This is a genomic window from Rhizobium sp. 05L419, from assembly GCF_056397845.1.
On the sequence record NZ_JBFTOF010000004.1, the window covers coordinates 338,424 to 350,576 of the forward strand.

Consider the following 12,153-nt stretch of genomic DNA (forward strand, 5'->3'; position numbering starts at 1 on the left):
CAGACGCTTCTTCATAAAGAAGCATAGCCATGGAGTTGTTGAATGCCGAGCCTGTTCCGTTTTCTGGCCGTATTGGCGGTCATCGCCGGAGCGATTTACGGGACGATGTGGGCGCTTGTTACTTTCGTCGAGCCTCAGGAGCGCGACGTGACGATCCGGATTCCCTCCGAGCGGATCAATCCGCCTTCGACCGGCGCCATCGAGCCGGCCAAGAAGTGATGTCATGAAGGATCTCGGCCGCGTTCACGTCGAAGCCTTTCTGGAGATGATGAGCGCCGAGCGCGGGGCCGCAACCAACACGTTGTCGTCCTACGAGCACGACCTCGACGATCTTCGATCTTTCCTGAACGGCAAAGGGGTCCGGTTGACGGAAGCGGCGTCGGCCGATCTGGCTACCTACCTGTCGTCGCTCGCGGCGCAAGGCTTCAAGCCGTCGTCGCAGGCGCGCCGCCTGGCGTCGATGCGACAGTTCTACAAGTTCCTCTACGCCGAGGGCCTGCGCACCGACGATCCGACGGGGATACTGGACGCGCCGAAGAAGGGCAGGCCGCTGCCGAAAACCATGGGCATCGATGAAGTCGGCAGGCTGCTGGAGCAGGCCGAAGCGGAAGCGCAGGATCCTGCTGCGGGGCAATTGCAGCGGTTGCGCATGCTGGCGCTGCTGGAACTCCTCTATGCGACCGGCATGCGCGTCAGCGAGCTTGTTTCGCTTCCTGCCCGCGTACTCGGCCAGGACGGGCGTTTTCTGATGATCCGCGGCAAGGGCAACAAGGAGCGCCTCGTACCCCTGTCGCAATCCGCCATTGCTGCGCTCAAGCTCTATGGTGGCATGATCGCCTCCGAAAATGCCGCCGCCAAAAATCCCATGGAAAGTCCGTGGTTGTTCCCGGCTGCGTCGAAGGAAGGCTACCTGCCGCGGCAGGTTTTTGCCCGCGATCTGAAAAATCTTGCGATCCGGGCCGGCCTTACCCCATCTATGATCTCGCCGCACGTGATGCGGCACGCATTCGCAAGCCATCTGCTCGCCAACGGCGCAGACCTCCGCGTCGTCCAGGAACTCTTGGGTCATTCGGACATTTCGACCACGCAAATCTATACGCACGTGCTGGAGGAAAGGCTCCAGCAACTGGTCCAAACGCATCACCCCCTTGCCAAACAGGCGAAAAAGCAGGAATAGGACCGGCAACAAGGGGCGCGCTGATGAAAAGCTGTCCCGGCACAAGGAACGGAAACGCACCTCATGCACAACTACCTCGACTTCGAAAAGCCGATCTCCGACCTCGAAGGCAAGATCATCGAACTGAAGAAGCTCGCCTCGGAAGACGAGAGCATCGACACGTCGGATGAAATCGGCAGGCTGGAAGTTCGCGTCCGCGAGGCGATGGTCGACATCTATTCGAAGCTCAACGCCTGGCAGAAGACCCAGGTCGCGCGTCATCCGCAGCGGCCGCACTTCGTCGATTATGCCAAGACGCTGTTTCAGGAATTCACGCCGCTTGCCGGCGACCGCAAGTTCTCCGAGGATGCCGCTATCCAGGCAGGTCTTGCGCGCTTCCGCGGCCAGCCGGTCGCCGTGCTCGGCCAGGAGAAGGGCAACGACACGAAGAGCCGCCTGAAGCACAACTTCGGCAGTGCGCGGCCGGAAGGCTACCGCAAGGCGATCCGTGTGCTTGAAATGGCAGACCGTTTCGGCCTGCCCGTCATCACGCTGGTCGATACCGCGGGCGCCTATCCCGGCGTCGGCGCCGAAGAGCGCGGCCAGGCGGAAGCCATCGCCCGTTCGACGGAAATGTGCCTCGGCCTCAAGGTTCCGATCATCTCCGTGGTGATCGGCGAAGGCGGCTCCGGCGGTGCGATCGCGATTGCCACCGGCAACCGGGTCTACATGTTGGAGCATGCGATCTACAGCGTGATCTCGCCGGAAGGTGCGGCCTCGATCCTCTGGCGGGATTCTGCGCGTGCCAAGGAAGCGGCCACCAACATGAAGATCACCTCTGAAGACCTGAAGTCTCTCGGCATCATCGACGGCATCATCGGCGAGCCTCTCGGCGGCGCGCATCGCGATCCCGACAGCGTGATCGCGGCGACCGGCGACGTGATCGCCAATGCGCTCGGCGAGCTTTCGAGCCGCTCGGGCGAGCAGCTTCGCAACGATCGGCGCCAGAAATTCCTCAACATGGGCCGCAATCTCTGACCAGAGGTTGCGGTCTTGTCCATTGAGGCCAAACCTTGGCCACAATAATGTTATCAATAACTTTCGTACTTGCGGGGGTATGGGGCACGCGGCATAGGTTGTTAAGGTTTTTTTAACCACAATCGACCAATGATTCGCTTCGTGCCTGTGCTGCAAAGCGAATTGGGTCGAATCTCGTTATTGGGCTGGTTTGGATGCGCATTCGTCATTTTGCCTATGTTTCACTTATGGCGCTGGCCTTGGCCGGCTGCAATGACGCGTTGGACACCACGCAGATCGACCTTTCCAAGGTCAAGAACAAGGTCGAGCAGCCGCTGCCGTCGCGCATCCTGTCGGAGATGACCGCCAAGGGCATGGAGCGCAATTCGCCGATCATGATCCGCATCTTCAAGGAAGAGGGTGCGCTCGAGATCTGGAAGGCGAAGACCGACAACCGCTTCGACAAGGTCGCCGACTACAAGATCTGCGCCTGGTCGGGCCGTCTCGGTCCCAAGGTGAAGCAGGGAGACCGGCAGGCGCCGGAAGGTTTCTACAACCTGACCCGCGCCAACCTGAACCCGAATTCGAAGTATTATCTCGCGATCAACACCGGCTTCCCGAACCGCTATGACGCCGTCAACGGCCGCAGCGGCACGGACCTGATGATCCACGGCGCGTGCTCGTCTTCCGGCTGCTACTCCATGACCGACCAGCAGGTGCTGGAAATCTATGCCTTTGCGCGCGACGCCTTCAAGGGCGGCCAGTCGACGGTCCAGCTGCAGGCCTTCCCCTTCCGCATGACGGCGGAGAACATGGTGAAGCACCGGATGAACTCGAATATCGAGTTCTGGAACATGCTGAAGGTCGGCTACGACAACTTCGAGGTGACCAAGCGTCCGCCCGAGGTCAATGTCTGCGAGAAGAAGTATGTCTTCAACCAGCAGTCGGCCGACGGCGCGTTCAATCCGGGCGGCAAGTGCCCGCAGATGTCGACGCCGCCGGCGCTGACCGCGGCACTTGCATCCTATGGCAAGACCTATGACATGGCATATTCCAAGGCGTTGAAGGCGTTCGACGGCATGGCGTGGTACGATCCTTCCGAAGCCGAGCGCAAGGCTGTCGTTGCCAAGCAGCGCAAGGGACACGACCTTGCCTATGCCCCGACCGGCACGTCGCTCGAGGCTGGCCGCATGGTGAAGGTCGCCGAACTTGAAGGCATGACGGCGAACAAGACGGCGATGGCGGTTGCCTCCAATGCCGCCCCGGCAGCCACTCCTACTGCACTGCAATCCGCTGGGGCAGCTGGCGCGCCTGGGGCAGCTACAGCGACCACACCCGGGCCTGAGGCTGCCAAGCCGACGGCGGTTGGCGTTGTGGAACCGGCTGCCGTTCCTGTTCCGACGCCGAGCCCGCTGACCGCCTTTGCTCCGGCCGAACAGCCGGAACCGGTCGAAGTCGCGTCGAAAAAGCCGTTCTGGAAGTTCTGGGCCAAGGACTGATGGCTTGACCGCCATTTCCTACGATCTGCGCGGGCTGAAATGCCCGCTGCCTGTCCTCAAGACGCGCCGCAAAATGTCATCGCTGCCGAGCGGCACGATGATCCGCGTCGAAACGACCGACCCGTTGGCGGGAATCGACATCCCGCATTTCTGCAGGCAAGACGGTCACGAACTCATCGAGACGGAGAAGACCGAGGGCGGCCACCGTTTCCTCATCCGCAAGTGTTAGAGCAATTCCAGCAAAAGTGCGCGTAGCGGCTCTGCGTCCGGCATGCTCTGGGCTCAGATCCGCATTCCGGGGATGGCGAGCGGATTGTCGGCGAGTGCCGCGCGATCGGGCGTGTCGATGCGCGGCTTGCCAAGAAACGCGTCGAACAGATCCTTCACGAACGCTTCCGGCAGGTCCTTGGTGATCAGCACCATGCGGGTACGCCGGTCTGCCGGGTCCGGCCATGCGGGCAGGCGTGTCGGCGGGTGAAAGATGGCTTGGACGCCATGCAGCACGAGCGGGCGATCCGGCCGATCTGACATGGCGACGATCGCCTTCATGCGCAAGAGCTTCTCGCCATGCGCTGACCGCAACAGGTCGATGAACATATCGAGCGCCATCGGATCGATCGGCTTGTCCTCGACGATCGAGAAGGAGCGGATCGAGGCATCGTGTCGGTTCACGTCATGCGGGTCCTGATGGTCATGGCCCTGATCGTGGGGGTCATGGTGATGATGACCGTGCCCGTGATGATCATGATGTTGACCATGGTCGTGGAGATGAAGCGCGTCGTGCGCATCTTCGTCCCGCAGCCAGCGACCCACATCGGCAATCTTCGTCGCGGGATCGTAGAGGCCGTTGACGAGCGTTGCGGCCGTGCCGCTCTCGAGATCGTCCGCATCCATCAAGGCGGCGCGCGGATTGAGCGCGCTCAGGCGTGTTTCCAGGCCAGCCAGTGCATCGGGCGAGGCCATGGTCTTCTTCGAGACGATCAGGCGGTCGGCGACGGCCACCTGCTTCACCGCCTCTTCGTGGTTGTCCAGCGTCTGCACGCCGTTGACCGCATCGACGACGGTGACGACGCCTTCGAGCTCGAAATTCGTGGCGATGATCGGGTTGCCCATGATCGCCTGCATGACGGGCGCCGGATCGGCAAGCCCCGTCGTTTCGATGACGACGCGCTTGACCGGCTTGACGCGGCCGGTCTGCACGGCATCCATCAGATTGGCGAGCGTATCCACCAGTTCGCCACGCACCGTGCAGCACAGGCAGCCATCGGCAAGCTCGATGATGGCGTCGCTCGAGCTTTCGACAAGCAGGTGGTCGATCCCGACATCGCCGAACTCGTTGATGATCACCGCTGCGTCCTTCATCGCCGGATCCTTCAGGATGCGGTTCAGCAGCGTTGACTTGCCGGCGCCGAGAAAGCCGGTGAGGATGGTGACCGGGATACGGTCCGGGGGAACGCTCATCTCAAATCGGCCCTAAAACGAGGTCGGGCGCGGCATCGGCACCGGAACGTTGGCGATCGTGCCTGCCGTCTCCGCCGTGGCGAGCTTGTCCGGCTGCGGCTCGTTCTGGCCAGGAATCAGGCCCGCGTAGGAAAAATTCGGTTCGTGATCCATCTCCTGAATATAGGGAGAGTGGATCTTCATGCGGCCGACTTCGTCGCGCGTCTCGCTGCGAACCTTGGCGCCCTTTGCGCTGCAGATCTCGGCGGTGATGTCGGCGACCTGGTCCTGGCCCGGTCCGTAGGGCTTCAGGGAGCCGAGCGTATCGGTGGCGGGGAATTGCGAGGTGAAGCCCTTCTGCAGCAGGTCGGCCGAGGCATCGGCGCGCGCCGCCAGGCTATCTGTTCCGAGCACGACCGACACGAGCGTGCGGCCGTTGCGGGTGGCGGAACCGATCTGGTTGAATCCGGATGCGCAGATGAAGCCGGTCTTCATGCCGTCGGCGCCGGCGAAGCGGCCGATCAGCATATTGATGCTCGGCACGTTCTTGGTGCCTGTCGTGATGCCTTCGAGCGAGAAATAGCCGGCATATTGCGGGAAGTCGCGGCGCAGTGCGACAGACAGGATCGCGAGGTCGCGCGCCGTCGTGTATTGCCCCTTGCCGGGCAGCCCGTTCGGATTGACGAAATGCGAATCCGTCATGCCGAGCTTGATCGCCTGCGCATTCATCTTCACGACGAACGCTTCCTGCGTGCCGCCGACCGCTTCGGCAACGGCAACGGCTATATCGTTGGCCGACTTCACCATCAGGATCTTCAGCGCGCTGTCCAGTGTCAGCTTCTGGCCGGGTTTGAAGTACATCTTGGCCGGTGGCTGGGCAGCTGCGCGCTTGCTCATCACGACCGGCGTATTCAGGCTGATCTGGCCCGAGCGAACCGCGTCGAACACCGTGTAAACCGTCATCAGCTTGGTGAGCGAGGCCGGATACCATTTGTGGAAGGCATCCTCGTGCTCCAGCACTCGGCCGGTTTGCACATCGACCAGGATATGCGGGTTGGCATAGGCCTGGGAGGTGGCGGAAAAAGCAATGGCGGCTGCGGAAGCTGCGATTGACAGCGGCCGCAAAGCGGCAAGCAAGCGGTTCTGGCGCGTCGACACGGTTTGTCCTTAAAGATTTCCGGGTGTCTCGAAAGTTTCCCCTATTTAACGTATATGGCCATGACATGGCAAAGGTCATTGTCTAACTTATTTCCGCGGCATCGTGTCTCGATTGCCTCATGTCGCCGTTTTCGATTTCATCAGGGAAAGCAAGCATGCCGATTTTGAACAGAGCCGCCGAGCTTCAGAACGAAGTCACAGAATGGCGCCGGCATATCCACGAGCGTCCGGAGCTGCTCTTCGCGGTTGAAAACACCGCAGCCTTCGTGGTCGAGAAGCTCAAGGAATTCGGCGTCGATGAAATCGCAACCGGCATCGGCCGTACCGGCGTCGTCGGCCTGATCAAGGGCAAGGGCGAGGGCGCCCGCACGATCGGCCTGCGCGCCGACATGGACGCCCTGCCGCTCACCGAGATATCGGGCAAGCCCTGGGCCTCCAGGACATCGGGCAAGATGCATGCCTGCGGCCATGACGGCCACACTGCGATGCTGCTCGGCGCCGCCAAGTACCTTGCCGAGACGCGCAATTTCAACGGCAACGTCGCGGTTGTCTTCCAGCCGGCGGAAGAAGGCGGCGGCGGCGGCAACCTGATGGTGCAGGACGGCATGATGGAGCGCTTCGGCATCGAAGAGGTCTATGGCATGCACAACCTGCCGGGCCTTCCCATCGGCCAGTTCGCGATCCGCAAGGGCGCGATCATGGCGGCGACCGACGAATTCACCATCATTATCAAGGGCCGCGGCGGCCATGCGGCGCAGCCGCACCGCACGATCGATCCCATCGCCATCGGCACGCAGATCGTCACAAACCTGCAGATGATCGCATCTCGCAGCGTCGATCCGCTTGCCTCGGTCGTGGTCTCCGTCACCAAGTTCAATGCCGGTTTTGCCCACAATGTCATTCCCAACGACGCGACGATCGCCGGCACGGTGCGCACGCTCGACGCCGATGTGCGCACGCTTGCGGAGACGCGGCTGAAGCAGATCGTCAACGGCCTCGCCGCCGCCCACGGCGCCGACGTCGACATCGCCTTCCATCGCAACTATCCCGTCACCTTCAACCATGCGACGGAGACCGACCACGCGATCCAGATCGCCAGCGACATCGCCGGCGCGGCCAACGTCAACGCCGACATCGACCCGATGATGGGCGGCGAGGATTTTTCCTACATGCTGAACGCCCGCCCCGGCGCCTTCATCTTCATCGGCAACGGCGATACGGCGGGTCTGCACAACCCCGCTTACGACTTCAACGACGAGGCGATCAGCCACGGAATTTCATACTGGGTGCGCCTGGCCGAGCAGCGTCTGGGCGCATAACCATCGGGCCTGCGGTTTCCATCGCAAAAGAGCTTGGCTTCCGGCCAAGCCTTTTGTATGGATGACGGCCAAGTGGTCCCGTAGCTCAGCAGGATAGAGCACCAGATTCCTAATCTGGGGGTCACGCGTTCGAATCGCGTCGGGATCACCATTCAAATCAATAGAGGTTGCTGCATATGCCGTCTGCATTCCCGACGGCATGTCGTCCATTGGACGTCCGGCGCCTTTCGACGGTCAACAGGGGGCGGAAGTTTCCCGCCATGGCGATATCCGGCGACAGGGCACTCGCCAGCACTGCTGCGGGAAAAGCGATCCGGGGCCGACCTTGTCAACCGTCGTGTGGCAGAACGGATCTGCAAAAGGCCCGTACGCATGCGGTTGCCTTGCGATAGTGCTTTCGACCTCGAGTTTTTCGCCGGCCTGCGGGGAATGTTCATCGCTCCCGAGCCGATTTCTCGGGAAACGGATTATCCATCGGATATTCAGCAAGGTCAGAAATTCCAACTGCACCTGCGACAGCGCCTCGGTGCCTATCCGTTGCGGGCCACGCTCGAGATCGGGCGACGGCGCCTCGGCAAATACCGACCGATCGGCGTCCGATAAAGGTCTGCGGTCTTCGTCGCCTTTGGCAGGACCTGATCCAGAGGCTTCAGCGTTGCGAACCCCTACTCCTTTCGGAGCAGCCACCAGCTGTTTTGTCCGTTTGTTGATTTTGATCATTGCGTCGGGCTTGGTAAATCATGACAAGGCGCTATCTTTACGACAGCAAAACAAGGAGATCACCATGAAGAACACTATCGCAACGTTTCTTGCTGCGGCATCTCTGGCTCAAACCCTTGCAACCGGTGTGATGGCAGCCGATGTCGCCACCACCTACCGGCAGCCTGATGCGCGTGACGGCGTCAGGATCGGCATGCTGACGTGCGATATCGGTGGCGGTATCGGTTACCTCCTCGGTTCGGCCAAGACGCTCGATTGCGCCTTTAGTCCTTCCAACGGGGCAGCGCTGGATCACTATACCGGCGCGATCCGCAAGTTTGGTGTCGATCTCGGCTTCACAACGCGCGGCAGACTGGTCTGGGCGGTGTTCGCACCGACAGCCGGCTATCATCGTGGTTCGCTTGGCGGGCTCTATCAGGGGGCCACGGCCGAAGCGACGCTCGCGGGCGGCATCGGCACCAATATTCTCTTCGGGGGTACGTCCGGTTCCATCCACCTTCAAGTCATCAGCCTGACCGGCCAGCTCGGACTGAACGTTGCCGCGACCGGCACGTCGGTGACCCTTACGCCCGGCTGAACGATCGGCCAGTGGCGATCTGCAGCCTCAAAAAAAGCCGCTCGCAAGGCGGCTTTTTGGCTTTGGCATTGCACTTCCAGTCCTGCGGAACTTTCGACCTTTTCCAGCATTGATGCAGAAAGAGGAGGAAGTGCCATGCGTATGAAACTGACTTTGCTGGCGGTCGCATATCTCGTGGTGACTGGTCTGATGCTGGCGACGACATACAAGCCGAGTGGCCCAATCACGACACCGAAGACGGACCGTATCGCCGGTTATTCGTTCCTCGTCGGGCGGTTTGCCGGCTGATTGAGATCGCGACTTTGGCCATTGCTTTTGAAACGGGCGCTACGGGCGCGGCGAGCCCAACCCGATCCTGTTTAGAACCGGATGGTTGCCGGCGGCGGCTTGAGCGACCACTGTTGCGCGCTCTATCTCGGACGCCGTCGCAACGGTGCCGGCGAGAACGACGCCGTCGTCATCCACCGTTACCGTGAGGTCCGACGCATCAAGCCCGCCTGCAACCGCAAGCGCGTTCGCTACCCCTTCCTCGAGAAGAGCGTGGTTCTTGAACTCGACCTCGATTTCCGGCATCTCCCCGAAGAATGTTCCCGGCTTGAAGACCATGGCATTTTCCTCCTTGTCGACCAAGGAGAACGCGCCGGCGGCAGGTTGGTTTCACGTCACCACCGGACTTGATAGTTGAGCCGGATGCTGCCCGTCTGCGCCGACGATCCCGGGTTGGCGACCGTTGCACTGAGATCGAGGTCCGGAAGAATGATCTGGTTCACCGCAACCGAGCTGGTAAGATCGGCAAKACCGCTCATCGTTGCCGCTGCGGAAATCGACGTGCCCGTCCAGGGATGGATGAGTTTCAGCGCCTGCGAGCCATCGACGGATGCCTGGCGGGTGTCGAGCGTTTCGTAGTTGAAGCTGACGAAACGCGTCGACTGCAGATCGAGCGAATCCGAAAGGATCCAGCTTCGCGAGCGACTGAGCAGCAGCGATCCGCTTCCCCGCAGCGTGTCGACGCGAACGCTGGCTGCCTGCTCCGCGCTTGTGGCCGGGGTGACGCTCACTTTACTGATCTTGCCCCAAAGCGAAGCCTGCTGGGAGCCCGCCTGCAAGGCGCCGCCCTGCGTCGATGCCAGCCCGAGATCGGCGCCGGCGCTCGTCTCCCATTCCGCAGGAAGGCGAAAGCCCATGGTTGCCTTGTAGGAATTCTCAGACACCTTCACCGGGGTCCAGATCACCAGATTTTCGGCATTCGCGCTCGCCGCAAGCGGCATGAGCGCGGCAGACAGAAGCAAGAGGCTGCGTGTCGGTCTCATCAAAGCTGTCGTCCCTTGGTCGATGTTCAGGGCAAAGCGAATATGCGCACGGCGCACGGGAACTCGCTTAGCAAACCCGATGTCTCGTTCTGATTTTGGCAGCCTCCGGACCGTAGCCAGGCTGCCGATGTCTGCGCCATGCGCAGCCGGAGCGCGATAGCCTGCAACCCAATGGGTCGCCGCAGCTCCTATCCCGGGGGATTGCTGAAAGAATCACATCTAAGGCCGGTCGTGTAAACCCCCTAGCGCCAGAAATCTGCTGCAGTGCACACTTGCCGCTGTTTCCAATCCCCTGTAGAGCCAGTGCAAATGAAAAACGTCTGGCAAGTCAGCGCATGATTACGGGCAGAAACGCGCCGCGGCGCCTCAGCATCTTCGGCTCGACGGGGTCGATCGGCAAGAACACGCTCGATGTGGTAAAGCATCTGGGAGGCCGCGACAATTTCGAGATCTCGGTGCTCACGGGCAACGAGAATATCGAATTGCTTGCCGGCCAGGCACGGACAGCGGGCGCAAAGCTTGCTGTGACTGCCAGCCAATCCCACTACGCATCGCTGAAGAGCGCACTTGCCGGAAGCGGCATTGCAGTGGCGGCCGGGCAATCCGGTCTCATGGAAGCCGCCGACCTTGACGCCGAATGGGTGATGGCGGCGATCGTTGGAACGGCGGGGCTTGCGCCGACACTCGCGGCGGCACGCAAGGGTGCCGACATCGCTCTCGCCAACAAGGAGTGCCTCGTTTCCGCCGGCGGACTCTTCGTCGATTCGGTGCGCCGCGGCGGGGGCAAGCTGCTGCCTGTCGACAGCGAGCACAATGCGATTTTCCAGGTGCTGGAAGAAAACCAGCGCCATGCCGTCGAGCGCATCATATTAACGGCTTCCGGCGGCCCCTTCCGCAATGCGTCCCTCGATGAGATGGCCGGCGTGACCGTCGAGACGGCCCGCGCCCACCCGAACTGGTCGATGGGACTGAAGATCTCCATCGACAGCGCCTCGATGTTCAACAAGGCGCTGGAGATGATCGAGGCCCGGCATCTCTTCGGCTTGTCGCCGGAACAGATCGAAGTGATCGTGCATCCGCAGTCGGTGATCCACTCGATGGTCGGCTACACCGACGGTTCGGTTCTGGCCCAACTCGGCGCGCCCGACATGCGGACCGCCATCGGCTATGCGCTCTCGCATCCGTTGCGGTCCAACCTGCCGATCGAACGGCTTGATTTCGCCAAGCTTGCGCGTCTCGATTTCGAAGCGCCCGACGAGAAGCGCTTTCCGGCGCTTCGCCTTGCCCGGCTTGCAATGACGCGCGGTGGCGTTCAGGGTGCGGTGTTGAATGCGGCCAAGGAAGTGGCGCTGGAAGCCTTCATCGCGGGACGGCTGTCGTTCTTGTCGATGGCCGAGGTGACGGAAACCGTGATGGATCAGCTTGCCGGCCTGCCGCCGGCGGTGACGATGGATGACGTCTTCGCGGTCGACAAGGAAGCCCGGCAGCGGGCTGCCGGGCTCATAAACTAAGCGGCGAATTTGTGTTGATCAGGCGACGTGCCTGGCGAGCGCGCAGCGCGCCCAGAGCGAATGCAGCGCCTCGACCAGATGCTCGATATCGGCATCGGTGTGCAGTGGCGTCGGCGTGATGCGCAGGCGCTCGGTCTTCTTCGGCACCGTCGGATAATTGATCGGCTGGACGTAGACGCCGCAATTGTCGAGCAGCAGGTCGGAGATCCACTTGCATTTTGCCGCATCGCCGACCATCACGGGAACGATGTGGCTCGGGTTCGGCATGTGCGGAATACCGCGCTTGTCGAGGAGCGCGCGCAGCGTGCGCACCCGTTCCTGGTGACGGGCACGCTCGAACGGGCTGACCTTCAGGTGCTGGATCGAGGCAACCGCGCCGGCAGCGAGCGCCGGCGGCAGCGCTGTCGTAAAGATGAAGCCCGAGGCAAACGAGCGGATGAAGTCAC

Annotated in this window: 15 protein-coding genes and 1 tRNA gene; 10 read left to right on the forward strand and 6 right to left on the reverse strand. The window is 61.7% G+C overall.

Translation table 11 applies throughout. From position 1 onward, the window contains the following. The first annotated feature begins 42 nt into the window (after window positions 1–42). The 5 genes from AC1DMK_RS07765 (at window position 43) to AC1DMK_RS07785 (ending at window position 3,901) form a co-directional block, all read left to right on the forward strand. On the forward strand, window positions 43–219 hold the full coding sequence (locus tag AC1DMK_RS07765; RefSeq protein ID WP_037059419.1) for a hypothetical protein: 177 nt from the start codon (window positions 43–45) through the stop codon (window positions 217–219). 4 nt (window positions 220–223) lie between these two features. Then, the gene (xerD, locus tag AC1DMK_RS07770) at window positions 224–1,177 is read left to right on the forward strand and encodes a site-specific tyrosine recombinase XerD (protein WP_477858103.1); all 954 of its coding nucleotides are present in this window, start codon (window positions 224–226) and stop codon (window positions 1,175–1,177) included. Window positions 1,178–1,240: 63 nt separating this feature from the next. Beyond that, window positions 1,241–2,194: an acetyl-CoA carboxylase carboxyltransferase subunit alpha gene (locus AC1DMK_RS07775; RefSeq protein ID WP_037059421.1), complete on the forward strand. Its 954-nt coding sequence runs from the start codon at window positions 1,241–1,243 to the stop codon at window positions 2,192–2,194. Between the two features lie 194 nt (window positions 2,195–2,388). After that, the gene (locus AC1DMK_RS07780; RefSeq protein ID WP_477858105.1) at window positions 2,389–3,672 is read left to right on the forward strand and encodes a L,D-transpeptidase family protein; all 1,284 of its coding nucleotides are present in this window, start codon (window positions 2,389–2,391) and stop codon (window positions 3,670–3,672) included. Between the two features lie 4 nt (window positions 3,673–3,676). Beyond that, the gene (locus AC1DMK_RS07785) at window positions 3,677–3,901 is read left to right on the forward strand and encodes a sulfurtransferase TusA family protein (protein ID WP_037059423.1); all 225 of its coding nucleotides are present in this window, start codon (window positions 3,677–3,679) and stop codon (window positions 3,899–3,901) included. Between the two features lie 53 nt (window positions 3,902–3,954). On the opposite strand, the gene AC1DMK_RS07790 is transcribed toward AC1DMK_RS07785, so the two are convergent. Both AC1DMK_RS07790 and AC1DMK_RS07795 read right to left on the reverse strand, forming a co-directional pair. Next, the gene (locus AC1DMK_RS07790; RefSeq protein ID WP_477858107.1) at window positions 3,955–5,133 is read right to left on the reverse strand and encodes a CobW family GTP-binding protein; all 1,179 of its coding nucleotides are present in this window, start codon (window positions 5,131–5,133) and stop codon (window positions 3,955–3,957) included. 12 nt (window positions 5,134–5,145) lie between these two features. Continuing rightward, a complete protein-coding gene (locus AC1DMK_RS07795) occupies window positions 5,146–6,270 on the reverse strand; it encodes a D-alanyl-D-alanine carboxypeptidase family protein (protein ID WP_477858109.1) in 1,125 nt (374 codons plus the stop codon). Between the two features lie 155 nt (window positions 6,271–6,425). Here AC1DMK_RS07795 and AC1DMK_RS07800 point away from each other — a divergent pair, with 155 nt between their 5' ends. Both AC1DMK_RS07800 and AC1DMK_RS07805 read left to right on the forward strand, forming a co-directional pair. Continuing rightward, entirely contained in the window at window positions 6,426–7,589 is a 1,164-nt protein-coding gene (locus AC1DMK_RS07800; protein WP_477858110.1) for a M20 aminoacylase family protein, read from the forward strand. A gap of 74 nt (window positions 7,590–7,663) precedes the next feature. Continuing rightward, window positions 7,664–7,740 (forward strand) — tRNA-Arg (locus AC1DMK_RS07805). An 83-nt stretch (window positions 7,741–7,823) separates the two neighbouring features. On the opposite strand, the gene AC1DMK_RS07810 is transcribed toward AC1DMK_RS07805, so the two are convergent. Beyond that, window positions 7,824–8,309 (reverse strand): hypothetical protein, encoded by a 486-nt coding sequence (locus AC1DMK_RS07810; RefSeq protein WP_477858112.1) that lies wholly within the window; start codon window positions 8,307–8,309, stop codon window positions 7,824–7,826. 64 nt (window positions 8,310–8,373) lie between these two features. Here AC1DMK_RS07810 and AC1DMK_RS07815 point away from each other — a divergent pair, with 64 nt between their 5' ends. Both AC1DMK_RS07815 and AC1DMK_RS07820 read left to right on the forward strand, forming a co-directional pair. Beyond that, window positions 8,374–8,886 carry a DUF992 domain-containing protein gene (locus tag AC1DMK_RS07815; RefSeq protein WP_477858114.1) on the forward strand — a complete coding sequence of 171 codons (513 nt, stop codon included), beginning with the start codon at window positions 8,374–8,376 and terminating at the stop codon, window positions 8,884–8,886. Between the two features lie 135 nt (window positions 8,887–9,021). Further along, complete coding sequence (locus AC1DMK_RS07820; RefSeq protein WP_477858116.1) at window positions 9,022–9,174, forward strand: hypothetical protein; 153 nt, start codon at window positions 9,022–9,024, stop codon at window positions 9,172–9,174. 39 nt (window positions 9,175–9,213) lie between these two features. Here AC1DMK_RS07820 and AC1DMK_RS07825 read toward each other — a convergent pair whose 3' ends face one another. Both AC1DMK_RS07825 and AC1DMK_RS07830 read right to left on the reverse strand, forming a co-directional pair. Continuing rightward, on the reverse strand, window positions 9,214–9,492 hold the full coding sequence (locus AC1DMK_RS07825) for a BON domain-containing protein (protein WP_037068894.1): 279 nt from the start codon (window positions 9,490–9,492) through the stop codon (window positions 9,214–9,216). 56 nt (window positions 9,493–9,548) lie between these two features. Continuing rightward, window positions 9,549–10,196, reverse strand: a complete 648-nt coding sequence (locus AC1DMK_RS07830) for a hypothetical protein (protein ID WP_477858118.1) — start codon at window positions 10,194–10,196, stop codon at window positions 9,549–9,551. A 335-nt stretch (window positions 10,197–10,531) separates the two neighbouring features. On the opposite strand from AC1DMK_RS07830, the gene dxr reads away from it, so the two are divergent. Further along, complete coding sequence (gene dxr, locus AC1DMK_RS07835; protein WP_037068896.1) at window positions 10,532–11,707, forward strand: 1-deoxy-D-xylulose-5-phosphate reductoisomerase; 1,176 nt, start codon at window positions 10,532–10,534, stop codon at window positions 11,705–11,707. An 18-nt stretch (window positions 11,708–11,725) separates the two neighbouring features. Here dxr and AC1DMK_RS07840 read toward each other — a convergent pair. After that, window positions 11,726–12,153 (reverse strand): aminotransferase class I/II-fold pyridoxal phosphate-dependent enzyme (locus tag AC1DMK_RS07840; protein ID WP_477858121.1); only part of this gene is annotated, 428 nt, incomplete at its 5' end.